The 23,196-nt window shown below is 74.5% G+C and carries 22 protein-coding genes and 1 pseudogene; 15 read left to right on the top strand and 8 right to left on the bottom strand.

The features are described from left to right. Window positions 1–117: 117 nt before the first annotated feature. Window positions 118–939: a DsbA family protein gene (locus ACFW1I_RS26550; RefSeq protein ID WP_384674529.1), complete on the top strand. Its 822-nt coding sequence runs from the start codon at window positions 118–120 to the stop codon at window positions 937–939. 78 nt (window positions 940–1,017) lie between these two features. Beyond that, complete coding sequence (gene lgt, locus ACFW1I_RS26545; RefSeq protein ID WP_384674527.1) at window positions 1,018–1,995, top strand: prolipoprotein diacylglyceryl transferase; 978 nt, start codon at window positions 1,018–1,020, stop codon at window positions 1,993–1,995. Between the two features lie 77 nt (window positions 1,996–2,072). Here the strand turns inward: lgt and ACFW1I_RS26540 are convergent, their stop codons facing one another. The 5 genes and pseudogenes from ACFW1I_RS26540 to ACFW1I_RS26520 all read right to left on the bottom strand — a co-directional run bounded on the left by ACFW1I_RS26540 (window position 2,073) and on the right by ACFW1I_RS26520 (window position 5,645). After that, the gene (locus tag ACFW1I_RS26540) at window positions 2,073–2,909 is read right to left on the bottom strand and encodes an HpcH/HpaI aldolase/citrate lyase family protein (RefSeq protein WP_384674525.1); all 837 of its coding nucleotides are present in this window, start codon (window positions 2,907–2,909) and stop codon (window positions 2,073–2,075) included. Continuing rightward, window positions 2,906–4,123, bottom strand: coding sequence for a CaiB/BaiF CoA transferase family protein (locus ACFW1I_RS26535; protein ID WP_384674523.1), 1,218 nt, complete (start codon window positions 4,121–4,123; stop codon window positions 2,906–2,908). The genes ACFW1I_RS26540 and ACFW1I_RS26535 overlap by 4 nt, the downstream gene beginning before the upstream one ends. Further along, a pseudogene (locus ACFW1I_RS26530) lies at window positions 4,120–4,905 on the bottom strand (PfkB family carbohydrate kinase); the annotation flags it as partial. The gene ACFW1I_RS26535 and the pseudogene ACFW1I_RS26530, both read right to left, overlap by 4 nt. Window positions 4,906–4,911: 6 nt before the next feature. Then, complete coding sequence (locus ACFW1I_RS26525) at window positions 4,912–5,175, bottom strand: hypothetical protein (protein ID WP_384674521.1); 264 nt, start codon at window positions 5,173–5,175, stop codon at window positions 4,912–4,914. Then, complete coding sequence (locus ACFW1I_RS26520; RefSeq protein ID WP_384674519.1) at window positions 5,172–5,645, bottom strand: ATP-binding protein; 474 nt, start codon at window positions 5,643–5,645, stop codon at window positions 5,172–5,174. Before ACFW1I_RS26520 ends, ACFW1I_RS26525 begins: the two co-directional genes overlap by 4 nt. A gap of 147 nt (window positions 5,646–5,792) precedes the next feature. Here ACFW1I_RS26520 and ACFW1I_RS26515 point away from each other — a divergent pair, with 147 nt between their 5' ends. The 3 genes from ACFW1I_RS26515 (at window position 5,793) to ACFW1I_RS26505 (ending at window position 7,723) form a co-directional block, all read left to right on the top strand. Next, window positions 5,793–6,626, top strand: a complete 834-nt coding sequence (locus ACFW1I_RS26515) for a Scr1 family TA system antitoxin-like transcriptional regulator (protein ID WP_384674533.1) — start codon at window positions 5,793–5,795, stop codon at window positions 6,624–6,626. Beyond that, window positions 6,623–6,862, top strand: coding sequence for a DUF397 domain-containing protein (locus tag ACFW1I_RS26510; RefSeq protein WP_384674517.1), 240 nt, complete (start codon window positions 6,623–6,625; stop codon window positions 6,860–6,862). The genes ACFW1I_RS26515 and ACFW1I_RS26510 overlap by 4 nt, the downstream gene beginning before the upstream one ends. A gap of 84 nt (window positions 6,863–6,946) precedes the next feature. Beyond that, entirely contained in the window at window positions 6,947–7,723 is a 777-nt protein-coding gene (locus ACFW1I_RS26505) for an SDR family NAD(P)-dependent oxidoreductase (RefSeq protein ID WP_384674515.1), read from the top strand. A gap of 52 nt (window positions 7,724–7,775) precedes the next feature. On the opposite strand, the gene ACFW1I_RS26500 is transcribed toward ACFW1I_RS26505, so the two are convergent. Next, a complete protein-coding gene (locus ACFW1I_RS26500) occupies window positions 7,776–8,996 on the bottom strand; it encodes an endonuclease/exonuclease/phosphatase family protein (protein WP_384674514.1) in 1,221 nt (406 codons plus the stop codon). A gap of 249 nt (window positions 8,997–9,245) precedes the next feature. On the opposite strand from ACFW1I_RS26500, the gene ACFW1I_RS26495 reads away from it, so the two are divergent. Further along, window positions 9,246–10,364: a serine hydrolase domain-containing protein gene (locus tag ACFW1I_RS26495; protein ID WP_384674512.1), complete on the top strand. Its 1,119-nt coding sequence runs from the start codon at window positions 9,246–9,248 to the stop codon at window positions 10,362–10,364. Window positions 10,365–10,368: 4 nt separating this feature from the next. Here ACFW1I_RS26495 and ACFW1I_RS26490 read toward each other — a convergent pair whose 3' ends face one another. After that, window positions 10,369–11,004 carry a GNAT family N-acetyltransferase gene (locus ACFW1I_RS26490; RefSeq protein WP_384674510.1) on the bottom strand — a complete coding sequence of 212 codons (636 nt, stop codon included), beginning with the start codon at window positions 11,002–11,004 and terminating at the stop codon, window positions 10,369–10,371. A gap of 177 nt (window positions 11,005–11,181) precedes the next feature. Between ACFW1I_RS26490 and ACFW1I_RS26485 the strand changes: the two genes are divergently transcribed. Continuing rightward, window positions 11,182–12,222: an SGNH/GDSL hydrolase family protein gene (locus tag ACFW1I_RS26485; protein ID WP_384674508.1), complete on the top strand. Its 1,041-nt coding sequence runs from the start codon at window positions 11,182–11,184 to the stop codon at window positions 12,220–12,222. A gap of 62 nt (window positions 12,223–12,284) precedes the next feature. On the opposite strand, the gene ACFW1I_RS26480 is transcribed toward ACFW1I_RS26485, so the two are convergent. Then, window positions 12,285–12,938: a DsbA family protein gene (locus ACFW1I_RS26480; protein WP_384674506.1), complete on the bottom strand. Its 654-nt coding sequence runs from the start codon at window positions 12,936–12,938 to the stop codon at window positions 12,285–12,287. Between the two features lie 122 nt (window positions 12,939–13,060). On the opposite strand from ACFW1I_RS26480, the gene ACFW1I_RS26475 reads away from it, so the two are divergent. From ACFW1I_RS26475 to ACFW1I_RS26440, 8 genes are all read left to right on the top strand, one after another. Next, window positions 13,061–13,618 (top strand): GNAT family N-acetyltransferase, encoded by a 558-nt coding sequence (locus ACFW1I_RS26475; RefSeq protein ID WP_384674503.1) that lies wholly within the window; start codon window positions 13,061–13,063, stop codon window positions 13,616–13,618. A gap of 88 nt (window positions 13,619–13,706) precedes the next feature. After that, complete coding sequence (locus tag ACFW1I_RS26470) at window positions 13,707–15,923, top strand: hypothetical protein (RefSeq protein ID WP_384674501.1); 2,217 nt, start codon at window positions 13,707–13,709, stop codon at window positions 15,921–15,923. A gap of 1 nt (window position 15,924) precedes the next feature. Further along, window positions 15,925–17,175 (top strand): hypothetical protein, encoded by a 1,251-nt coding sequence (locus ACFW1I_RS26465; protein WP_384674499.1) that lies wholly within the window; start codon window positions 15,925–15,927, stop codon window positions 17,173–17,175. Next, window positions 17,172–19,670 (top strand): GTPase-associated protein 1-related protein, encoded by a 2,499-nt coding sequence (locus tag ACFW1I_RS26460; RefSeq protein WP_384674497.1) that lies wholly within the window; start codon window positions 17,172–17,174, stop codon window positions 19,668–19,670. The genes ACFW1I_RS26465 and ACFW1I_RS26460 overlap by 4 nt, the downstream gene beginning before the upstream one ends. A 5-nt stretch (window positions 19,671–19,675) precedes the next feature. Next, window positions 19,676–21,280, top strand: a complete 1,605-nt coding sequence (locus ACFW1I_RS26455; protein WP_384674495.1) for a hypothetical protein — start codon at window positions 19,676–19,678, stop codon at window positions 21,278–21,280. Continuing rightward, a complete protein-coding gene (locus ACFW1I_RS26450) occupies window positions 21,277–21,477 on the top strand; it encodes a hypothetical protein (protein ID WP_384674493.1) in 201 nt (66 codons plus the stop codon). Before ACFW1I_RS26455 ends, ACFW1I_RS26450 begins: the two co-directional genes overlap by 4 nt. A gap of 84 nt (window positions 21,478–21,561) precedes the next feature. Further along, window positions 21,562–22,236 (top strand): tellurium resistance protein, encoded by a 675-nt coding sequence (locus ACFW1I_RS26445; RefSeq protein WP_384674531.1) that lies wholly within the window; start codon window positions 21,562–21,564, stop codon window positions 22,234–22,236. Then, the coding region (locus ACFW1I_RS26440) for a protein phosphatase 2C domain-containing protein (protein WP_384674491.1) at window positions 22,233–23,196 on the top strand (964 nt) is incomplete at its 3' end. The genes ACFW1I_RS26445 and ACFW1I_RS26440, both read left to right, overlap by 4 nt.

The following is a 23,196-nucleotide window of genomic DNA, read 5'->3' as shown; positions in this document are numbered from 1 at the left end:
CCGGGGGGCCCCCCCGCGGGGGGGGGGGGCCCCCCCGCCGTGGGGTTTGTCATCCGTGGGGTGGGGCGGGGGCGGGGGGGGGGGGGCCCCCCCCCCCCCCGGTTCGTTGCTGTGGGCGTGAGCGAGAAGAACCGTGACGGTAGTAACAAGAGCGCGCGGGAGCGCCTCCAGCAGCAGCGCGAGCGCGAGAAGGCCCGCGAGAAGCAGCGGCGGGTCCTGATCGTGACGGCGGGAGTGGTCGGCGTGCTCGGCCTCGCCGCCGTCGTCGGCGTGATCGCCGCCAACAGCGGCAAGGACAGCGACTCGGCCAAGGCCGGCCCCGTCGTCGCCCCCACCGGCTCGATCGAGGGCGACAAGCCGGCCATCCCCACCGGCGCGCAGGACGCCCCGTCCACCCTCCAGATCTGGGAGGACTTCCGCTGCCCCGCGTGCGCCCAGTTCGAGAACGTCATGCGGGACACCATCCACGAGCTGGAGGCCACCGGCGCGCTCAAGGCCGAGTACCACCTCGCCACCCTCATCGACGGCAACATGGGCGGCAGCGGCTCGCTGCGCGCGGCGAACGCGGCGGCCTGCGCCCAGGACGCCGGCAAGTTCACCGCGTACCACGACACGCTCTACATCAACCAGCCGCAGGAGACCGACGACGCCTTCGGCAAGAACGACAAGCTGATCGAGCTGGCCGCCAAGGTCCCCGGCCTCGACACGCCGGCCTTCCGCTCCTGCGTCGAGGACGGCACGCACGACAGCTGGGTCGAGAAGTCGAACGACGCCTTCCAGGCCGGCGGCTTCCGCGGCACCCCCTCCGTGCTGCTCAACGGAGAATCGATCTTCCCGACCAAGGGCGGCGAGCAGATCTCGCCGGAGAACCTGAAGAAGTGGGTCGCCGAGGCCAACAAGGGCAAGAAGCCGGGCACGGCCTCCCCGTCCGCGGGGTAGTGCCGACGGGTTAGTTACCCAGACGTTGCCGGGTGGGCTGCCGGTCCGCCCGCCCGGCAGGGTAGCGTCGGACCTGCCATGGACCTTGCCTACATTCCCAGCCCGTCGACCGGTGTCCTCCACCTCGGACCGATCCCGCTGCGCGGCTACGCCTTCTGCATCATCCTCGGTGTCTTCGTCGCCGTCTGGCTCGGCAACAAGCGCTGGATCGCCCGGGGCGGCACCGCCGGCACCGTGGCCGACATCGCCGTCTGGGCGGTGCCCTTCGGCCTCGTCGGCGGACGCCTCTACCACGTGATCACCGACTACCAGCTGTACTTCAGCGAGGGTGAGAACTGGGTCGACGCCTTCAAGATCTGGGAGGGCGGCCTCGGCATCTGGGGCGCCATCGCCTTCGGCGCCGTCGGCGCCTGGATCGGCTGCCGCCGCCGCGGCATCCCGCTCCCCGCGTACGCCGACGCCATCGCGCCCGGCATCGCCCTCGCCCAGGCCATCGGCCGCTGGGGCAACTGGTTCAACCAGGAGCTGTACGGCAAGCCGACCGACCTGCCGTGGGCGCTGAAGATCACCGAGAGCGCCAACCGCGAGGCCGGCCTCTACCACCCGACCTTCCTCTACGAGTCGCTGTGGTGCGTCGGCGTCGCCCTCCTCGTCATCTGGGCCGACCGCCGCTTCAAGCTCGGCCACGGCCGCGCCTTCGCCCTGTACGTGGCCGCCTACTGCGCCGGCCGGGTCTGGACCGAGTACCTGCGCGTCGACGAGGCCCACCACATCCTGGGCCTGCGCCTCAACGTGTGGACCGCGATCATCGTCTTCCTGCTCGCCGTCGTCTACATGGTCCTCTCGGCTCGGCTGCGCCCGGGCCGCGAGGAGATCGTGGAGCCGCGCTCCCGCAAGCCGGTGGACACGGAGAAGACCGGGCAGGCGGAGCAGACGGACGACGCCGAGGACGCCGGAGACACGGACACCGCTTCGGAGGACTCCGAGGACGCCGGTGAGTCCGACGAGGCGGAGAACGGGGCCGGGAACGGCGCCGGGTCGGCCGCCAAGAGCTGACACCCCCCTTCCGTACGGGGCCGAGGGCCGCCGGGACCGAGTGGTTCCGGCGGCCCTCGCGCGTGCCCGGGCGCGGATCAGCCGGCGCGCTCCGCGAGGGCCAGGACCCGGTGGGCGCCCGCCACCACCGCCGCGTCCACGAACCGGCCGTCCGCCAGGGCCAGCGCGCCCCGGTCCGCCGTGGCCGCCGCCACCACCTCGCGGGCCGCGTCGACCTCCTGCGGGGTCGGCAGATAGGCCCGCTCGATGACCGGCAGCTGCCGGGGGTGGATCGCTGCCCGGCCGAGGAAGCCCAGCGCCCGGCCCCGGGCGCAGCCGGCGGCGAGAGCGTCGAGGTCGGCGACGTCCGCGTGGACCGACTGGACCGGCGGCGGCAGCGCGGCCGCCCGGGCGGCGACCACGATCCGGCTGCGCGGCCAGTCGAGACCGCTGTCGTCCCGGACCCCCAGGTCGGCCCGGAGGTCGGCCTCGCCGAGGGAGAGGCCGCGGACGGCCGGGTGGGCGGTGGCGATGGCGTACGCCTGCTCCACGGCCAAGGCGTTCTCCAGCAGCGGGTAGAGCGGGAGACCGGGCGCGAGCGCGCTGATCCGGTGGATGTCGGTGGCGTGTGTCACCTTGGGGACACGGAGACCGCCGAGGCCGGGGAGGGAGGCCAGGACGGGGATGTCGCGCGGGGTGTGGATGCGGACGTGCACCGGGACCGGGTGGGCGTCGGAGAGCAGATCGACGGTGGCGTCGAGGGCGTACGCCTTGCGGTCCGGGGCGACCGCGTCCTCCAGGTCCACGATGACCACGTCGGCGCCGGAGCCGAGCGCCTTGCGGACCACCTCGGGGCGGTCGCCGGGGGCGTACAGCCAGGTGAGGGGGAGACGGCCGCGGGGCCGCCGGCCGTTCACGGCGCCCGGGGCGCTCATACCGCCCCCTGGGCGCGCAGGGCGCCGATCTCGGCCGGGGTGAGGCCGGCCGCCGTCAGCACCTCGTCGGTGTCGGCGCCGTGCGGGCGGCCGGCCCAGCGGATGCCGCCCGGGGTCTCGGAGAGCCGGAAGAGCACGTTCTGCATCCGGATCGGGCCCAGCTCCGGGTCGGGGACCTCGGTGACCGTGCCGAGCGCCTGGTACTGGGGGTCGGCGAGGACGTCCCGCACGTCGTAGACCGGGGCGATGGCCGCCTCCGCCTTCTCGAAGGCGGCCATGGCCTCGTCGCGGGTGTGGCGGGCGATCCACGAGCCGACCGCCTCGTCGAGGACGTCGGCGTGCGCGGCCCGGCCCGTGCCGTCGGCGAACCACGGCTCGTCGATCAGCTCGGCGCGGTCCACCAGGCGCATCACGCGCTCGGCGATGGACTGCGCCGAGGTGGAGACGGCCACCCAGGAGCCGTCGGAGGTCCGGTAGGTGTTGCGGGGGGCGTTGTTGCGGGAGCGGTTGCCGGTGCGCGGCTGGACGTAGCCGAGCTGGTCGTACCAGAGGGGGTGGGGTCCGATGACGGAGAGCATCGGTTCGATGATGGCCATGTCCACGACCTGGCCGTGGCCGGTCGTGGTCCTCGCGGTGAGCGCGGTCATCACCGCGTACGCGGTGGCGAGGGCGGCGATCGAGTCGGCGAGGCCGAAGGGCGGCAGGGTCGGCGGGCCGTCGGGCTCGCCGGTGATGGCGGCGAAGCCGCTCATCGCCTCGGCGAGGGTGCCGAAGCCGGGGCGGTGGGCGTACGGGCCGAACTGGCCGAAGCCGGTGACCCGGGCGAGGACGAGCCGGGGGTTGACCGCGGACAGCTCCTCCCAGCCCAGACCCCAGCGCTCCAGGGTGCCCGGGCGGAAGTTCTCCACGATCACGTCGGCGTCGGCGGCCAGCCGGAGCAGGGCGTCCCGGCCGCCGGGGGTGGACAGGTCGAGGGTGACGGTCCGCTTGTTGCGGCCCAGGACCTTCCACCACAGGCCCACCCCGTCCTTGGCCGGGCCGTGGCCCCGGGACGGGTCGGGCTTGCGGGGGTGCTCGACCTTCACGACGTCGGCGCCGAAGTCGCCGAGCATCATGGCGGCCAGCGGGCCGGCGAAGAGCGTCGCCAGATCGAGGACGCGCAGCCCCTGGAGCGGCGGGACCTTCGCGGCGGGGGGCGCGGTGGGGGTGGTCATACGGGATCGGCCTCCAGGGACTCGGGGGTGTCGAGGGCCGCGTCGATCTCGGTGCGGTACGGCATCGAGGTCGAGGCGCCCTCGCGCCGGACGGAGAGCGCGGCGGCCGTGCCCGCGCGGGTGAGGGCCTCCGGCATCGGCAGGCCCTCGGAGAGGGCGACCGCGAGGGCGCCGACGAAGGTGTCGCCGGCCGCGGTGGTGTCGACGGCCCGCACCCGGGGGGCGGGCACGGTGAGCGGTTCCGCGCCGCGCGCCACGTAGAGGCAGCCGGCCGCGCCGAGGGTGACGACCACCTCGGGGACCTCTTCGAGGAGGGCGAGCGCGGCGGCGTGCGGGTCGGTGCGGCCGGTGAGCGCGGTGGCCTCGTGCTCGTTGGGCACCAACAGGTCGGTGACGTCGAAGAGTTCGGGCGGCAGCGGCTGGGCCGGGGCCGGGGTGAGGATGGTGCGGACCCCGCGGGCGCGGGCGTGGGCGGCGCCCTCGACGACGACGGAGAGGGGGAGTTCGAGCTGGAGGAGGAGGAGTCGGGCGGTGGCGATCAGGGCCTCGTCGCCGGCGGTGAGGGAGGTGACGGTGGCGTTGGCGCCGGGGACGACGACGATCGCGTTGCCGCCCTCGTCGTCGACGACGATGTGCGCGGTGCCGGAGGGGCCCTCGACGGTGCGGAGCAGATCGGTGTCGACGGCGGAGTGCTCCAGGACGTCCCGGAGCCGGTAGCCGAAGTCGTGGGCCGCCCGCCCCCCCCTCCAGGCGCCCGCCCCCCCCCCCCCCGGCCGCGAGCGACAGGCTCAGTCCGACAGGCGGAAACCACCGATGTGGTAGTCCAGCCCCTCACGGAACTCCAGGTGCGGGACGGCACCCCGCATGGCCGCGTACAGCGCGGGCGGCACCTCGTAAACCGCGGTCTCAAGGAATGCGTCGTCGCGGCCGGGGAACAGGTCCCTGACGCTCAGGATCTCGGCTCGGGTCAGGGCGGTGACATGAGCGGCTTGCTCGTCGCCGTCCCAGCCGATGAGCTCCCACCCAAGGGTTTCGCCGTCGGTATCGTTCACGCGCCCACGGTATGCGCTCGCGCAGATCCTCGCCGCTCTCTCAAGTCCAGCTCGGCCCGCACCGTCTTCCCGACCGGTACGCGGTCGAGCACCTCCCACCGCGAGGCCAGCGCCCCGACGAGCAGCAGCCCCCGCCCGCCCTCGTCCAGCGGCCCCGCCGCCGGCCCGGACTCCGGCCGCCGCTCGCCCCGGGTGTCGGAGACGTCGATCCGCAGCAGCAGCCCGGGCGAGTACAGCAGCGCCAGCTCGCAGTCGCGCCCCGGTACGCGGCCGTGGAGGACCGCGTTCGCCGCGAGTTCCGCGATCAGCGCGGCGGAGTCGGACAGCTCGGCGCCGTACGGGACGTCCCACTGGTGGAGTTGATGGAGGGCCAGGCGGCGGGCGAGGCGGGCGCCGCGCGGGGTGGAGCTGAAGCGTTGCGCGAACATACGTACGGTGACGGGTCGTTTGCGTGCCAGGGGAGTCGTCATGTGGCCAATTTCGCGGCGATCATGGCGAGTTACCAGCTACTTGACTCGTACGCTGAGGCTTGTACGGGTTGGCTCGCTGGACTGTACTGGTGACAGTCCGTGAACCTGGATGCGTTCAACGCGAGCACACTGTGCGGAGGTGGCGGGGTGGCGGACGACGTTCCCAAGGGAAGCGCACCGGAGACGTCAGAGAGCCTGAAGGCTTTCGGGGAAGTGGTCAAGGCATTCCGCAAGCGGGCGGGGCTGACGCAGGAACAGTTCGCGCCGAAGGTGGGCTACTCGGTCCCCATGGTCGCGTCGATCGAGCAGGGCAGGCGTCTGCCGTCGAAAGAGTTCGTGGAGAAGGCAGAGGAGGTGCTGGACGCATTCGGGGTGATCCGGGCGGCGGCGAAGCATCTGACGCGCAAGGCGGGGTTGGCGAAGTGGTTCGAGGAGTGGGCGGAGCTGGAGCCGCTGGCGGTGACGCTCTACACCTACGAGAACCGGCTCGTTCCGGGGCTGTTCCAGACGCCCGCGTACGCCCGGACGCTCTTTGAGGAGCAGATTCCGGCGATGGGTGACGACAAGATCGAGTCGAACCTGGTCGCTCGCGTGGAGCGAGCGAGCATTCTCACGGAACGTCCGGAGACGATCTTCAGCTTCATCATCGAAGAGCATGCCCTTCGCCGTCAGGTGGCCGAGGCGGACGCCATGCGAGAGCAGATCGACCACATCCTCGGCCTCGGCGAACGCCGCAACATCGACATCCAGGTCATGCCGCAGTCGCGCGGGCATCACGCGGGCCTCGATGGCCCCTTGTGGCTCTTGGAGACCAAGGAGAACGCCTGGTACGCGTACTCCGAGGGCCAGCGCACCGCCCAGCTCATGTCCGACTCCAAAGAGGTCAGCATCCTCCAGCAGCGGTATGCCAGGATGCGAGCACAGGCCCTGTCTGCAGAGGCATCCGTGGGCCTGTTGCGGGAGATCCGAGGAGCACTATGAGCACCACTGAACTGGCCTGGTTCAAGAGCAGCTACAGCAGCGGCAGCGGGGACAACTGCGTGGAAGTCGCTCTCTCCTGGCACAAGTCCAGCTACAGCGGCGGTGACGGTGACAACTGCGTCGAGGTCGCCACCTGCCCCTCCACCGTCCACGTCCGCGACTCCAAGGTCCCGGACGGCCCCCAGTTCACCGTGGCGCCGGCCGCCTGGACGGAGTTCGTCGCCCAGCTCGCCTGACGCGCGGCTGTGTCAGGATGCGTGTACCTGCCCCCTACCGCACACGGGCGGGCCGGTACACGCACGTCCTGAGGAGCGACACGCATGAGCACGGACTACCTCTCCGGCCTCTTCTCCCTGGAGGGCCGCACCGCCCTGGTCACGGGCGGGAGTTCCGGCATCGGCAGGGCGATCGCGGGGGCACTCGCCCGTGCCGGCGCGAGCGTGGTGGTGCTGGCGCGCAAGGAGGCGGAGCTGGTCGCGACCGTCGAGGAGCTGACGGCCGACGGCTGCCGGGCGGGCTGGGTGAGTGCGGACCTGAGCACCCGGGAGGGGATCAAGGGGGGCGCGGAGGCGGCGGCCGGGGTGTTCGGGGAGCCGGACATCGTGGTCAACTCGGCCGGGATCAACCTCCGTCCGCCCTTCGGCGAGCTGGGCGAGGAGGTCTGGGACACGACGATGACGGTGAACCTGGAGGCGCCGTTCCTGCTGGGGCAGCGGTTCGGGCCGGGGATGGCCGAGCGCGGCTTCGGGCGGTTCATCCACGTGACCTCCCAGCAGGCGCACCGGGCGTTCGTGCAGAGCGGGGCGTACGGGGTGTCCAAGGGCGCGCTGGAGTCGCTGGCGCGCTCGCAGGCGGAGGCGTGGTCCACGTACGGCGTCACCGCCAACACCCTCGTCCCCGGCTTCGTGATGACCGCGCTGAACCGGCGGATCTCCTCCGACCCGGAGAAGGTCGCGGCGCTGGCGGCTCGCACGATGGTGGGCCGCAACGGTCTGGCCGAGGACTTCGCGGGCGCCGCCGTCTTCCTCGCGAGCGGCGCCTCCGCGTACGTCACGGGCCACTCGCTCTTCGTCGACGGCGGCTTCTCGGTCCACTGACGCCGCTCGACGGACGGCCCGTGCCGCGCGCGGGCCGTACGTCACCGGAGGGTCAGGATTCGACGGTGACCGTCGCCCAACCGCGGTAGAAGGCGTGGTCCGACAGCTTCAGGTACTTGCCTGCGGCGTCCTTGGCGGCGTCTTCCTTCTTGTACACGACCTTCGTGCGCGCGGCGTCGCTGAAGTACAGGGGGTACACACCGCCGCTGAGCGAGCCGATCGTGGCGGCCTCGGAGAAGAAGAGGTGGTCGATCTTGCTGTTGCGCTGGTCGGCGCTGAGCGTCGACAGGTCGAGGAGGGTGGACTCGCCGCTGCGGCAGGTCGTGGCGGGGGCGGCGCAATCCGGCTCCGGCAGGGTCCAGAGGGCGGGGTCGGGGCCGTCGAGGTCCGGGTCCCTGTCGTCGGTGGTGTCGGCCTCGTAGAAGCGGCCGATGCCCCCGCCCGGAGCGGCCTCGGGGCGGTAGAAGCTGTCCAGGACCGGGCCCTTGTGCGGCTGCGGGACGGAGTTGAAGTCCCCGCCCACCACGACGACCTTGCCGGCCTCGATGTCGTCGTCGAGTTCGGAGGCGAGGCGCGCCGCCTGCGCGGAGCGGGCCCGGTCGTTGACGCCCTGGGGGTCGTCCCAGGCGCGCAGGTGCACGCTGCAGCCCTTCACCTTTCCGGGGATGCCGGTGAGGTTCACGTCGTGGCAGAGGGCGTTGAACGTCCGCGGGAGGTCGATGAGGACGCCGTCGGAGTCGATCTGGTGGCTCTCGCCGCCGAGGGGGACCTCGCCCTTGGCGCCCAGTGTCCCGCGGGCACCGAGGACCTGGCCGACCCAGCAGCGCCTGTCGTCGTTGGTCGGGTCGCTGTCCTCGTTCACCGCACAGTTGGTCTGACCACAGCTCGGGTAGTTGGTGAGCAGGGGCGTGAAGCTGAACTCGTAGGTGCCCGCGTACGTGCTCTGGAACCACTCGAACTGCGAGTAGCACACCTCCTGGAGCATGACCAGGTGTACAGGCGCGAACCTGGTGATCTCGGCCTCGACGTGGTGCAGCAGGTCGGTGCCGCCCTTGTTGCAGAAGCCACCGCACATGTTGAAGGTGACCGACCGGATCTGGACCTGGGTCTCGGCCCCGACGTCGGCGAGCTTCGGCTCCGCCGTCGTGCGCTTCGTGTCCGTCACCGCAGGGCGGTCCGCCCGCAGCAGGTCCGCCCCGCTCTGGGCCAGACCGGCCATCAGGACGACGGAGAGGGCGACCGCGAAGGCCACCAGGATTCCGCGTATTCTCATCGCTTTCCTTGTGTCGAACTCGGCAAAGACGATGATCTTAAGCAGCGCGTGGACATGTCATGTTCGGCAGGCCCGGGCCAGGTGCACGGATCACGCCGACCCCCACCCGGACCCCGAGGGGGAACCAGGGGTGGGCTCCGGGAGGGCTCAGGGTGATCACCGATGGGCAACGGGCGCCGCGGGCGCGAAGGTTGAACCAGCGCAGGTCATGCGCTGATCCGAACGTCCGCCCGTCCCCAGGAGCCACCGATGACCACCGGTCCCCGCGCCACCCGCCGCCTCACCGTCACCTGCGTGGCGATGGCCGCACTCGCCGCCGGTCTGGCTGCCGCCCCTGTGGCCACGGCCGCGGCCGCGCCCGGCGCGCTCGTCTCCCCTGACGTGCCCGCCACCCGCGACACGGCCGCGGTGCGGGCGCTGCTGGCCACGCTGCCCGACGAGGTGACGGATGCGGCCCTGGTGCGGGTCGCCGGCCGGGGCATGCGCACCCCGTTCACCGGGACGGCCGGACCGGTGGAGGCGGGTGCGCGCTTCCCGGTGGGCAGTGTGACCAAGATCTTCACCGATGCCCTGGTGCTCCAGCTGGTCGCCGAGCACCGGATCGGTATCGACGAGCCCGTCCGCCGCTACCTGCCGGCGTCGATCCCGGCCGCCTACTCCGGCGTGACGGTGCGCCAGCTGCTGGATCACACCAGCGACCTGCCCCGTCCGGCCCGGGTCCCACTCGGACCGGAGGGGGTGGTGGCCGCCTCCTTCGCAGCGGACGCCGCAGCCCGCCCCGGTCGCACCCCGGCCCCCGGATCCGTCCAGCAGTACAACGGGCTGAACAGCTTCGTCGCCGGGCTGCTGGTGGAGCAGGTCACCGGCCGCCCCTTCGCCGATGAGCTCGACCGGCGGATCCTGCACCCGCTGTCCCTGCGCGACACCGCGCTCTCCACGGACCCCTCCATAGCCTGGGCCTGGGCGGAGGGCGGGCTGACGTCCACCGCGGCCGACCTCGACGCGTTCATGCGGGCCCTGCTGGACGGGCGGCTCCTTCCTCCGGCGCAGCAGCGGCACCTCTTCGAAGTGCCGGCGCTGCCGAGCGCCCCCGAGAACACCAGCTGCCCCACAGCCGCGGCCTGCTTCAGCGCCGGCGGCCTGATGGGGATCGAACTGGACGGCACCAGGGTCTGGGGCAAGACCGGCTCCAGCGGCGGCTGGACCAGCGGCGTCTTCGCGAGCGCCGAACGCCACCGCCGGACGGTGTACGCCGTGCGGCCCGACGCCCGGGCCACCCCCGCCCAGCAGCGCGCCCGTGTCGAGGAAGTGGTCGCGGCGGCGCTCACCCCGGCGCGGCATGGGGGCGGTCCGGTGAGCGGGAGGTGACGGCCTAGGAGCGTGGGCGGTGGACGAAGCCGTTGAGGGGGGCGAGGACCTGCCATCCGAGCGTCTCGTAGAGCGCGCGGCCCTGGACGGTGGCGCCCAGGACGCCTCGGGACACGCCCTTCGCGAGCGCCGCGTCGGTGAGGCTGCCCATCACCACCGTGCCCAAGCCCCGTCTCTGGTGGGCCGGTTCGGTGATGATCTGGTCGTAGACGCAGGCGGTGTCGGTGAGACCGGCGAGTCCGGCCGCGGCGAGTTCCCCGTCGGCGGCCAGGATCCGCGCCGAGACGACCCCGTCGGTGGTCTCGACGATGACGGTGTAGCCGTCCGGCACCCGCACGGTCGACGGTCGCAGGTCGACGGCCATCAGGAAGCAGGGGTCGACGGGCTCCCACGAGGGAGGGAACCACGGGGCCATGGCGTCCCCCGGCAGGAACGCCTTGACGACCGTGGTGGGTTCGGTGATCGACTCGACGAGCGCGCGGGCGGTGCCGGCGTCCGTGCCGTCGCCGAGGAGCACGTGCCGCACGGTCTGGGTCGGCTGTCCGACCTCCAGCCGCAGCCCCCAGGGCACGTCCACCGGCTTGGGGATCCGCCGGCACACGGCCCACCCCTCGACCCACTGCCGTTCTGTCTCCGTCATGGGCCGCACTCTACGGGGAGGCCGGCGACCACGGCGATGATGTGACCATTTAGCTCGATCGGGGGTGATCGGCCCGATTCGCGGAACCGGCGGTTCCGCAGCCTGGATGATCTTGGGCGTTGCCTTCGCCCGGGTCGCGTTCCGCCCCGGGCGTCTTTCGCCGACTCTGGAGCATCCATGCGACACCCTGTCTCCCGCCCGCGCCTGCGCGCCCTGACCGTGGGGCTGGCGCTCGCCGCGTCCGCCCTCCTGCCGTCGGGCTCGGCTGGTGCCGCCGACCAGTACGAGTGGGCCGCGCTGGGCGACTCGTACACCGCCGGCGTCTTCGTCGGCGACCCGCTGCCCGCGCTGGGCGACGCGTCCCGTGACGGCTGCGACCGCACCAGCGGCGCCTACCCCAGCCTGGTCCAGACGGAGCTGGACGAGTTCCCGCCCGGCAAGCCCGTCCACCTGACCAACGTCAGCTGCGGCGCCGCCGTCATCAAGGACATCGCCACCACCAAGCAGACACCGATCAGCCCGGTCGAGGCGCCCGAGGCCGGCTGGCCCGCGGTGGACACCCAGATCAAGCGGGCCGGTCTGAACGCCGAGACCGACGTCGTCACCATCGGCGTCGGCGGCAACAGCCTGCCCTTCGGCGGCATGCTCCTCAAGTGTCTCGAAAAGGGCGCCGAGCTCACCGGCTCCTGCCGCGAGCACTACACCAACCCCCCGGAGGGCGAGGAGAGCATCGAGCAGAAGCTCGCCCGGGTCCAGGACGAGTACATCGAGATGCTGGCCCAGGTCCACCAGGCCGCGCCCAACGCCAAGGTGATCACCGTCGGCTACCCGGCCGTCCTGCCGGAGGACGGCAGCGCCTGCAACCGCCTCGCCCTCACCGAACTCAGCCTGATCAAGCACGCCGACGTCGACTGGCTCCGTGACGACGTCCTGCTGAAGCTGAACAGCACGATCCAGCGGGTCTCGCAGTTCTTCGGCGACCAGTACGTCGACATCTACTCCTCCAGCGTCGGCCACGACGCCTGCCAGCCCGCCGACGAGAAGTGGGGCGAGGGAATCTGCGGCGACGCCGCGGACTACTGGCCCACAGCGGTCGGCAAGCTGAACTGCGGCGTGGTCGGCAAGCGCGTCACCCTGGTCCACCCCAACGCGGCGGGCCACCAGAACGTCGCGAACTACGTCGAGCGGGCCATCCGCATCGCCCTCCTCGAACGCTGACCTGATACCGACACCGGAGCCCCGGGACCCGCGCGGCAGCGCGGCCCGGGGCTCTCCCGTGCCTACGAAAAGGACAGCCGTCCGGTGCGCTCCCGCTTCAGCTCGAAGAAGTGCGGGTTCGCCGCCAGGACGCGGACCGCGTCGAAGAGTTCCGCCGCCTGCTCGCCGCGCGGGATCGCGTTCAGCACCGGGCCGAAGAACGGGGTGCCGTCGAGGTGGAGGGTGGGCGTGCCGACGTAGCCGCCCGAGGCCGGGTCCGTACCGGCGTCGTGGCTGCGCCGGAGGACGTCGTCGTACGCGTCGGTGTGCGCGGCGGCGGCCAGTTCGGCGGGGAGGCCGAGGTCGGCCAGCACCTCGGCGGTCACCCGGTCGAAGTCCTTGTCGCCGCCCTGGTGGATGCGGGTGCCGTACGCGGTGTAGAGGTCGCGCAGGATCCCGTCGCCGCTCTCCTGGGCGGCGGCCACGGCGACCCGCACCGGGCCGAGCGAGCGGTCGACCAGGTCCCGGTACCAGTCGGGGAGGTCGTTGCCCTCGTTGTGCAGGTACAGGCTCATGACGTGGAAGCGGACGTCGAGGTCCCGCAGCCGCTCCACCTCCAGGATCCAGCGGGAGGTGATCCACGCGAACGGGCAGGCGGGGTCGAACCAGAAGTCCACCCGGGTCCGGGTGGCGGCGGTCGCGGGGGTCAGGGGGCGCTGGGCTTCGTCGATCGTCATGGGTCCAGCGTGCCTCGCGAACGGCCCAGAAGCATGGGCAACTTCCACCCCTTCTCCCTGGGCCACTTCGCGCGCGTGCGCCCGCCCGCGCGCCCGTGCGCCCGCGTGTGCTTCGATGCCGCATGAAGATCGACAGCGCTCTCGCCACCGTCCGCCGCCGGACCGACGACGACCTCGACGCCTGCGTACGGCTGCTCCGGGAGGTCCACGAGCACGACGGCTATCCGGTGAGCTGGCCCGAGCGGCCGGCCGCGTGGATCACCCCGCCGACCACCGTCGGCGCCTGGGTGGCGGAGCTGGGCGGGCGGCCCGTCGGACACGTGGGGCTCGCCGGGCCACGGGAGTACGACGGGGCGCCCGGGGTGTGGAGCGCGGCCACCGGCAGGGGCGTCGACCAGGCCCTCATGGTGAACCGGCTGTACGTGTCCCCCGCCGCGCGCGGCCACGGCGTCGGCGCGCTGCTGCTCGCGGAGGCGGTCGCCGCGGCCGGGGTCCTCGGTCTCCAGGCGGTGCTCGACGTGGCCGCCCACGACACCGCCGCGACCGCCCTCTACGAGCGGCTGGGGTGGCATCGGATGGCGACCGTCACGCAGGAGTGGGGGCCGCACGGACTGGTGGACGTCCACTGCTACTCGGCACCCCGACCGTACCCTCCGCACCCGGTCCGGCACCCTCGGTGATCTGCGGCAAACGACCTGCGCCTGGTCATTTCTTCTGCTGAGATGTACCCCTTGCGAAGCGGGGAGCGCGAGCGCGAAGGGTCGGGGGATGCGGCGGGGGTTCGGTGAACGGCTGGGCCTGCCCGGCGCCCTGGGTCCGTTACCGCTCGCCCCACTGGTGACCGAGTACCGCGAACTGACGGAGGCCCAGACGGCGGCGGGGTTGAGGTACGCGGGCGAGGCACTGACGGAGCCTCAGGAGGCAGCGGACGGGAGTGCGTTCATCTCCGTGCTCGACGGGGTCGCGCTGTGCACCCCGCGCCGGCGGAGGCTCCTCGACGGGCCCGCCCTGGACGCCCTCGCCGACGCCCGGCCCGCGCACGCGCCGGTGCTGCGGCTGCTCGCCGCGATCCGGCGGAGCGACCCGGCGCTGCTCCGGCGGGTCCTCCTCTACCAGCTCCTCCCCCTGCTCCGGCAGGGCGCCACCGGCCTCGGGCTCGACCCCGCCGAAGCCCGCGTCCTGACCCAGGCGTTACCGGCCGTGCCGGTCCTGGACGACCGGCAGCGGAAGGCCGCCGAATCGCTCGCCCGACTCTGGTCGACGCGGCGGCTGCGCGGCTGCGACCGCGCGGTCGCGGCCGTCGGGCCGGCCGCGCTGTACGCCGATCCGTGGCTCGCCGCGTTCGACGTGCGGCTACACCGGCACCTCGACCGCTGCGACCGGATGCTCGCCGAGGCGGCGGCCGACCCCGGCACCGCCGAGGCCGAGGCCCGCTATCTGCGGGTCCTGGCCGTCGCCGCCGACGACGACCAGGCCGTGCGGGGGCTGATCCGACTCGGCACCGCGCCCGACGGCGGCGACTCCGGGCTGACCGCCCGGCCCGTCGGCGGCGGCGCGGTGACGCTCTCCTGGCCCGACCGTCCGGGCGTCCGCTGGCGCGTCCTGCGCGACGGGCCCGGCCTGGACCGCCCGGACCCGGTGCGCGGCGCCGTCGGCGCGGGCGGGGCCGTGTGCGCCGCCGTCGACAGCGACCCGCCGGTGGGGCTCCGGGTGCGGTACGCCGCCTTCCCCGTCCGGGACGGGCAGCCGACCGGGAAGCCGTTCGTGTCGCGGGCGCTGCTCGTGGCGCCCGCCGCCGAGGACGTCACCGTCGAGGACGGGCCGGCGCGGCTCACCGTCCGGTGGCGGCTCCCCCGTACCGCCTCCGGGGTCGTCGTGGCCCTCACCGGGCCGCACGGCGGAGCCGGTCGCCACACGCTCGGCCGCGCCGAGGAGCACGTCTTCACGGATCTCGAACCCGGCCCGTACACCGTTCGCCTGACGGTTCGTCACCCCTCGCCGACCGGCGGGACGGTGGACGCTCCGGGGATCACGGCGAGCGGCACCGTCCACGCCTGGCCCCGGCAGCTCACCGGGCTCACCGCCGAGCCCGGGCCGGTGGACGGGGTGCGGTTCGCCGGACACGGCGGCGAGGGCGCCGAGGTGCGGCTCGTGGTGTGGCCCGAGGGGGCCGCGCCCGGACCCGGCACCGAGCTGCGCGCCGACGAGCTGCCCGCGCCGCTGCCCTGGGCCCGGTACGGGGAGCCCGGCTTCACCACGCCGGACGGCCCCTTCGCCGGGCTCGTCAGCGCGGCGACCGTGCTCGGCGAGCGGGCGCTCGCCGGTCCGGGGGTGCGGCTCGACGTGCCGGGCCCGGTCGGCACGCCCCGGGCCGTGCGCGAACCCGGCGGGCGGGTGCGGCTGTTCTTCGACTGGCCGTCCGGCGCCGGGACCGTGCGCGCCGCCTGGGACGGCGGCGACCTGACCGCCAGCCGCAGCCGGTACGTCCGCGAAGGGCTCCGGCTGCCCCTCGGCCCGGGCCCGGCGCGCGTCACGCTCCAGCCGCTCGCGCCGGCCGAGCGGCCCGGCGGCGCCGCCTCCGCCGTCCCCGTCCGCCGGGCGCCCGTCGCGGTGGACGTGCCCGGCGAGGCCGTGGTGCGGTACCGGCTGCTCACCCGGCGGCGCGGGCTCGGCCGCCGGGCGGTGCCGTACGCCGTCGAGGTCAGCGCGCACGGACACGACCCGGCCCTGCCGCTGCCCGCCTTCGTCCTCGTGCACCGGGGCGGCGACCGGGCCTCCGCCCGGCCCCGGCACGCCGAGGACGGCACCGAACTGCTCAGGGTCGACGGCGCGAAGCTCGCCGCCGTCCCGCTCCAGACCCGTGCGCTCCCGCCGGTCCCCGACCTCTCCCGCCCCCCGTACGCGCTCCGTGCCTTCCTGCTGGGCGACGGCGCCGGAGCCGTACGACTCGAAGAACCCGCCCTCACGACCCTGGTGGTGCGCTGACATGACGACGGTCATCTGCCCCTACTGCTTTCATCGCGCGCAGGCCGCACGGCTCCCGTACCGCTGTCTGATGGCGCGGACCGGGCTGCGCGGCGGCTCGCCCTGCGATCCCGAACGGGACGACCGCTGGGCGAGCTTCACGGGCGCCACCCACGCCCCCGCCGCCTACCTGAAGGGGCCGGTCTTCGTCGCGCCGCGCTCCCTGGGCGGGCTGCGCGGGCCCGGGCCGCGCGCCGAGTGCCCGCACTGCGGGGTGCCCACGCCGGTCCGGGTCTGCGCCAACTGCCACAGCGACCTGCCCAGCGACTACTGCGAGCAGGACAGCCGGATCATCGCCCTGGTCGGCGCGAAGGCGTCCGGCAAGAGCACCTATGTGTCCGTCCTCGTCAACGAGCTGCGCCACCGGGTGGGGCAGGCGTACGGGGCGGCGCTCGCCGCCATGGGCGACGAGAGCCAGCGGCGGGACCGCGAGATGGCCGAGGACCTCTACGACCGGCTGCGGCTGCCCGACGCCACCATCCCGTCCGCCGTCGGCTTCAACGACCCGCTGCTGTACCGGCTGAGCCTGCCCCGCAAGGGCTTCGGCCGGGACGGCAGCCGGCACACGGCGCTGGTCTTCTTCGACGCGGCCGGCGAGGACCTCAAGTCGGCCGAGGCGATGAACCGCTACACCCAGTACCTGAGCGCCGCCCACGGCATCGTGCTGCTCGTCGACCCGCTCCAGCTCGGCGCCGTCCGCGACACCCTCGGCGACGCCGACGGGCCCATGCCCGCCAAGGACATCCCGGCCCTGCAGATCGCCGCCGAGATCGCCACCCAGCTCCGCTCGCACGGACACGGCGGCTCCCGGGGCCGGGTCGGCATCCCGCTCGCCGTCGCCGTCACCAAGACGGACACCGTGCGCGGACTGCTCGACCCCCATTCGCCGCTCCTCGGCAACGCCCCGCACTCCGGCGGCCGGTTCGACGAGGCCGACCGGCTCGCCGTCCACGAGGAGACCCGCTCGCTCCTGGAGGGCTGGGACTCGGGGGCGCTGTGGCGGCAACTGGAGCGCGACTTCTCCGACGTGTCCCTGTTCGGGCTCTCCGCGCTGGGCGCGACGCCGCCCGCCGACGCCCCCGCCGACGTGCCCGCGGCGGGACCCCAGCCGGTCCGGGTCGAGGACCCGCTGCTGTGGCTGCTCGCCCGGCGCGGCCTGCTGCCCGTCGCCCGGCCGCCGCGCGAGAACGGCAAGGGGGTGCCGGCCGCGTGAGCCTCCTCCAGATGCACTACACCTCGGCGCCGCCCGGCCCCGACGGCTCCGGCTTCCGCTTCACCGCCGTCAGCCCCGGCGTACCGCACTCGGTGCTGCGCGAGGCCGAACAGCTCGTCGGGTACGAGCCGCCCCGGGACGCCCCCGCGCGCCCGTCCGAGGCCGAACTCGCCTCGTTCCCCGAGATGTTCGGCTTCGCCCGGCTCTCCGACGGCAGCGGACTGCTGAGCCGCACCGTCTACACCGGCGCCGACTACAGCGGCCGGTGGGGCAACTTCCACGCCCACGCGGTCCTCGTGCCCGCCGGCGAGCCGCTCCCCGGCGACCTGCCGCCGATCGCGCTGTGGGGCGCGGCCGAGTGGACCGACCTCTCGCCCGAGGGCGGTTCCCCGGCGCCCCTGGTCCGGCTCACGCCCCGGCTCCCCGCCGGGATCGGCGGCGAACTGGCGCGGTTCGCCTCCGAGTTGGGGACCCGGCTCGCCGCCGTCCTCGCCGATCTGCGGCGCGTCACCGAGGACCCCGCCGCCCCGCAGGTGGTGCTCGCCGAAAGCGACACACGGCGGGTCGCCCACTGGCTGCTGCTCGCCTCCGGGGCGCTGCCCCGGGACGCCGCCCGGAGCCTCACCTTCACCACGTACACCCGGCGGCCCCAGCACGCCCGCCAGCAGGTCGTCGGCGTCCGCCCCGAGGACGCCCGGGCCGTGACCGGACAGCCGCACCGCTACGCCGTCCACGACCGCGCCGACACCCGCGCCGACGCGCCCGCCACCGACGACCTGTGGGCGCTCACCGCCGCCGCCGTCTGGGCGGCCGGCGCCGACGCGCTCTTCAAGCGGGCCCAGGAACTCCCCGGCGCCGAACCGTTCGCGGTCGGGCCGCTCGCCACGCTCGCGCTCGCCGACGGCGTCCCCGTCCCCGCCGACGCGTACGCCCCGGCCGCCGCCTGGACCACCGGCCACCACCACGCCCTCGGCGAGGAGGAGCTGGAGTCCTTCCTGCGGGCCGTCTGCGCCGAGGGCCGCCCCGGCTCCCTCGCCCCGGACGCCCTCGCCGCCCTGCTCACCGCGCTCCGCGACACCGTCCCGCTCGCCGTGACCGCCCCGATCACCGCCCGGCTCGTCGAGGCGGCCGTCCGGGACCCGGCCCTCACCCCGCCGCCGCTGCCGCCGGGCGCGCTGCCGGAGCCGTACCGCGGCCGGCTCACCACCGGGCTCGGGGAGGACGTCCGGGCCGGACTCGGCACCCCCGGCACCCCGCTGCCCCGCACCGCCGGACTGCTGCGGATCGCGCAGACCCTCGGCATCGACCACGACGACCTGCTGCCCGGCCTCGCCGACCGGCTGTGCCGGCGAATCATGGACGGCGCCACGACGGGCCCGGGCAACGGGACCGGCGCCGGGGCCGGGGCCGTACCGGAACTCCTCGACGTCCTGGACGAGTCCGCGCCGCTGCGGATCCTCCTCCTCGACCTGCTGGAGGCCCGGGCCGTCGACCATCCGGCGGCCGTGGCCGCCGCGCTGCGCACCGCCCGGCTGCCGCGCGACGGGCTCGGGAACCGCCCCCACCTGCGGATGTGCGCGGCCGTCGAGCCGCCCGGGACGCGGGCCGGGGACCGCACGCCCGCCCTGCACGCGCTGCTGCGCGCCTCCGGCGGGTCCCACCTGGTCACCCCGCTGCTGCTGCGCACCGCGGTGGGCCTGCTCTGGCAGGACCGCGGCCCGACGGCCGAGGAGGCGTCCCAGCTCCTCGGCGAGAGCGGGGCCGAGGTCCACCAGTCCGCCGGCACCTGGAACGACCTGGTGAGCGCCGCCGTCGACGCGCCCGCCGACGACAAGGCCGCTCCGACCCTCGCCAAACAGCTCCTCACGTACGGACGCGACGCCGTGGGCCGCGCCGCCTACCCCGATCTGGCGCTGCTCGCCCACGTCCACACCCTGGAGCACGCCGACACCGACCCGAGCGCCCCGCACGGCAACCTCGTCGAACGCGCCCGGTCCCTCTCCTCCCAGGCCCGACCCGCCGCCCAGCAGCGGGCCGCGCAGGCGCTCGCCCGGCTGCTCCTGCGGGCCGACCGGCCGCCCCGGGAGCTCCAGGCCCTCGCGTACAGCAACGACCCCGGCCTGATCGACGCCTACGCCGAGGCCGCCCGCTCCCCCGTCCTCACCGACTTCCTCACCGTCCCGTCCCGCCTCGCCGACTGCTACCTCGCCTGGAACATGCACCAGAGCGCGGGCCCGGTCTGGAACCTGACCCGCCGCACGCTCCTGGAGGAGGTGCTGCGGCCCGCCGCGCGGAAGATGCCCGACGACCAGCTGCGGCTGGCCGCCGAGCACGTCGGGCGGTACGGCGCGGCGCACCGGGACCTCTTCGAGGAGTGGGCCCGGCCGGCCGGCGGGGTGAAGCAGCTGTTCCGCCGGATCGGCGGACGGCGGCAGGACCGGACGCGGGAGCCGCGGTGGGGCGACGTCGAGCCGCCCCGGGACGGGGCGAGGTGACCGCGATGGACGGTGGAGACCTGATCCGGCTGATCCTCGTCGTGGTGGCCGCGGTGTGGGCGGTCACGGCCGTCGCGGTCTGTGTGTTCCGGGCGTTCTGGACGCTGCTCGCGGCCACCACGCGGGCGGCCGTCGCCGCGCTCGGCCCGGTCGGCGCGGGCCGCGCGGACCGGCGGGTGATCGCGATCGGCACCGAACCGGCCCACCCCTCCTACTGGGCCCGGCAGTTGTGGATCGACTCGGCCGCCGTCGTCGGCGCCGGGCTGAGGACCCCGTGGCAGGTGTGGCGCCGGCACTGGATGCGGCGGGTGGTCGCCCGGCTGTTCCAGGGGCGGCGGCCGGCCGGCGGGCGGCGCGGGGCCAACCCGTTCACCAGGGCGTGGCTCCGGCTGGCGGCCCCCGGCGCGGCGCTCGGCGCGACCGTCGCCGTGCTGCTCGTCGCGGTGCTGCAGGGCGCCGCGCTGCTCCTCTTCGGGGTGCTCGTCGCCCTCCTGTGGGCCGGCTGGGCCGCCGCCGTCGGGCTGCTGCGCGGGGCGGAGCGGGCCCGGCGGCTGCTCTTCCGGATCCGGGCGGTGTGCCCGCACCCCGGCTGCCACCGGCCGGTGCCGCTGGCCGCCCACCGCTGCCCGCAGTGCACCACCGCCACCCACCTGGAGCTGCGGCCCGGGCGGTACGGCGTCTTCCGGCACGCCTGCCGGTGCGGGGCGCGGCTGCCCGCCTCCCCGCTCACGGGGCGCGCGCGGATCGCCGCCGAATGCCCGTCCTGCGACCGGCCGTTGCCGCCGACGGCGGCGACCACCCGGGTGGTGCACGTGCCGCTGATCGGCGCGTCCTCGTCCGGCAAGACCATGCTGATGGCCGCCGTGGTGGCCGGGCTGCGGTCCTGGGCGACGAGCGGGAAGCTCACCCTCGACTACGCCTCCGACGCCGACCGGCACGACAGCGCCCTCCTGGACCAGCGGCTGCGGGACGACGACTGGGCGCTGAAGACCCAGGGCGACCAGCGCGCCTGGATGATCCTCGTCGGCAAGGGCCGGCGCCGCCGGCTGCTCTATCTGTACGACCCGATGGGCGAGGCGCTGCAGGGCGCCGACCGGCTGCGCGAACAGCAGTACCTCGCGCACGCCGACGGGGTCCTGTTCGTCGTCGACGTCCTCGCCGACCGGGCCGTGCGGCAGCGGATCGCCGACGCCGACGGCACCGTCGCCGCCGAGGCCCGGCCCGCGGCCCAGGGGCCCGTCGAGACCTTCGACGGGCTCAGCGGCGAACTCACCGCACTCGTCGGACGGAGGGGGAAACTGCCCGTGGCCGTCGTCGTCACCAAACGGGACGTGCTGGACAAGATCGCGTCGCTGCCGCCCGCGGGCGCCGAGGTCGACACCTGGCTGACCACGCTCGGCCTCGGCGGCCTCGTCCGCAACTTCACCCACCAGTTCAAGGCCGCCCGCTACTGGTCGGTCAGCGCCTTCACCGCCACCGGCACCGGCGCCCTCGACCCCGAGGGCCGGCGGGCCGCCGAACCGGTGCTCTGGCTGCTGGCCCGGTCCGGGCTCCGGGTCGGCGCGCTGGTCGACGCGCGGGACGGCGGAGCGGGGGTGTGCGGCCGATGACCGTCGTCACCCCCCGGGTCGCCCGCTCCCGGAAGGCCGTCCTCGTGCTGCTGCGGACGGCCACCGGCCTCGTCCTCGCGGCGGCGGCGCTCGGCGCGGTCTACGGACTGCCCGGGCTCGTCGACGCGATCGTCCGGCTCGCCGGGGACGTCCCCGCCCTCTGGGGGGAGCTGACGGCCTCCGGCACCCCCTCCTGAACCCCTGCCCTCTCTCCCTCTTCCCCTTCCCCTTTCCCGTTCCCGTTCCTGGAGGAAATCGTGACCGACCTCCCCGGCGGCGCCATGGCGAACCGCCCGGTGCACTTCATCTGGCTGCTCGACACCTCGTACTCGATGCTCGGCGAGAAGATCGGACAGCTCAACTACGCGATCCGGGAGGCGATCCCGGAGATGCAGTCGGTGGCCCGCGACAACCCGGCCGCCCAGCTCCTGCTCCGCACCATCACCTTCTCGACCACCGCCCGCTGGCACCACAAGGACCCGGTGGAGGTGGACGCCTTCACCTGGCAGGACGTGGCCCCCGACGGCACGACCAACCTGGGCGAGGCGCTCCACCTGGTCGCCGGTGAGCTGCGCACCCCGCCCATGCCGGAGCGGGCCCTCAAGCCGGTGATCGCGCTGGTCTCCGACGGCGCGCCGACCGACGACTGGCGGGCCGGACTGCGCGCCATCGAGGCCACCCCCTGGGGCCGCAAGGCCGTCCGGGTGGCCATCGCGATCGGCTCGGACGCCGACCGGGGCGTGCTCCAGGAGTTCCTGGCCAACCCGGAGCTGCGCCCGCTGGACGCCAACAGCCCCAAGCAGCTCGCCGCCGCGATCCGCTGGGCGTCGACGGCCGCGGTGAAGGCCGCCTCGCAGCCCGTCGCCGGGGGCCACACGGGCGACGGCCCGACCAAGCCCGCCGCCCCCTACGCGCCGCCGGTCCTCGCCGACGACGACGAAGACGACGTGTGGTGAGCCCCCTGGCGGACTGGGAAACCCTCTTCGAGAGCGTCCAGGGCCTCGGCAAGAAGCTCAACCAGGACCGGGGCCGGGTGAAGGGCACGGGATCGGCGGAGGACCCGCTGATCCTCACGGTGGCGGACGGGCACGGCTCCGCCTCCTATCCCCGCAGCGACGTCGGGGCGCACTTCGCGGCGGCCCTCTTCGTCGACAAGGGGCGGGAGTTCGGCGCCTGCCTCGGCCCCGGTCGGCCCGGGGGCCGGCTGAGCCGGCTGCACGACTACGCCCGCTACGAGCTGCCGGAACGGCTGGTGCGGGACTGGCAGACCGAGGTGTGGGAGCACTGGCGCCGCCAGCCGGGCCCGGAGGGGGCGGACGCGCCCCGGAAGGACGTGCTGCGGCTGTACGGCTCCACGCTGGTCGGGGCCATCCTGGTCCCGGGTCTGTTCGTCGCCTGGCAGTTGGGCGACGGCGAGCTGACGGTGGTGGACGAGGACGGGCGGGTGCGGCTGCCGCTCGCTCCGGAGCAGGCCGAACTCGGCGACGAGACGGCCTCCTTGTGCCTGCCGGAGGCGTGGCGGCTGGTCCGGGTGCACTGGGAGCCGCTGCCCGATCCGGAGCGGGGGCCGCGGCTGCTCGCGCTGTCGACGGACGGACTGTCGAAGAGCTTCGCCTCGGACGCGGGGTTCACCGCGTTCACGGCGGGGCTGTACGAGCGGCTGGCCGGCCGGGGCCTGCCGGGCATCGCCGACGACGTGCCGCGCTGGCTGGCGGAGGCGTCCCGGCACTCCGGCGACGACACCACCCTGGCCCTCGCCCACCGCGCGGAGCGGGGCGACGACGGACCGGGACCTTCGGCCGACCCGCGGACGACGTGGGGGGCGAGGCCCGGGGCGGGGCGGCCCCGGGGCTCGCCCGCGGCCCCCGCGGCGCCCGCGCCCATCGGCGCGCTGGTCCGGGCGCACAGCACCGCAC

The sequence above is a fragment of the Streptomyces sp. NPDC058955 genome (assembly GCF_042741435.1).
Lineage (GTDB): Bacteria > Actinomycetota > Actinomycetes > Streptomycetales > Streptomycetaceae > Streptomyces.
This window is presented reverse-complemented; position numbering and strand designations above follow the sequence as displayed.

Coding starts and splice junctions, on each gene's coding strand:
- lgt (WP_384674527.1), top strand. CDS start 1,018: ATGGACCTTGCCTACATTCCCAGCCCGTCGACCGGTGTCCTCCACCTC.
- ACFW1I_RS26540 (WP_384674525.1), bottom strand. CDS start 2,909: ATGAGCGCCCCGGGCGCCGTGAACGGCCGGCGGCCCCGCGGCCGTCTC.
- ACFW1I_RS26535 (WP_384674523.1), bottom strand. CDS start 4,123: ATGACCACCCCCACCGCGCCCCCCGCCGCGAAGGTCCCGCCGCTCCAG.
- ACFW1I_RS26520 (WP_384674519.1), bottom strand. CDS start 5,645: ATGACGACTCCCCTGGCACGCAAACGACCCGTCACCGTACGTATGTTC.
- ACFW1I_RS26510 (WP_384674517.1), top strand. CDS start 6,623: ATGAGCACCACTGAACTGGCCTGGTTCAAGAGCAGCTACAGCAGCGGC.
- ACFW1I_RS26505 (WP_384674515.1), top strand. CDS start 6,947: ATGAGCACGGACTACCTCTCCGGCCTCTTCTCCCTGGAGGGCCGCACC.
- ACFW1I_RS26500 (WP_384674514.1), bottom strand. CDS start 8,996: ATGAGAATACGCGGAATCCTGGTGGCCTTCGCGGTCGCCCTCTCCGTC.
- ACFW1I_RS26495 (WP_384674512.1), top strand. CDS start 9,246: ATGACCACCGGTCCCCGCGCCACCCGCCGCCTCACCGTCACCTGCGTG.
- ACFW1I_RS26490 (WP_384674510.1), bottom strand. CDS start 11,004: ATGACGGAGACAGAACGGCAGTGGGTCGAGGGGTGGGCCGTGTGCCGG.
- ACFW1I_RS26485 (WP_384674508.1), top strand. CDS start 11,182: ATGCGACACCCTGTCTCCCGCCCGCGCCTGCGCGCCCTGACCGTGGGG.
- ACFW1I_RS26480 (WP_384674506.1), bottom strand. CDS start 12,938: ATGACGATCGACGAAGCCCAGCGCCCCCTGACCCCCGCGACCGCCGCC.
- ACFW1I_RS26475 (WP_384674503.1), top strand. CDS start 13,061: ATGAAGATCGACAGCGCTCTCGCCACCGTCCGCCGCCGGACCGACGAC.
- ACFW1I_RS26470 (WP_384674501.1), top strand. CDS start 13,707: ATGCGGCGGGGGTTCGGTGAACGGCTGGGCCTGCCCGGCGCCCTGGGT.
- ACFW1I_RS26465 (WP_384674499.1), top strand. CDS start 15,925: ATGACGACGGTCATCTGCCCCTACTGCTTTCATCGCGCGCAGGCCGCA.
- ACFW1I_RS26455 (WP_384674495.1), top strand. CDS start 19,676: ATGGACGGTGGAGACCTGATCCGGCTGATCCTCGTCGTGGTGGCCGCG.
- ACFW1I_RS26450 (WP_384674493.1), top strand. CDS start 21,277: ATGACCGTCGTCACCCCCCGGGTCGCCCGCTCCCGGAAGGCCGTCCTC.
- ACFW1I_RS26445 (WP_384674531.1), top strand. CDS start 21,562: ATGGCGAACCGCCCGGTGCACTTCATCTGGCTGCTCGACACCTCGTAC.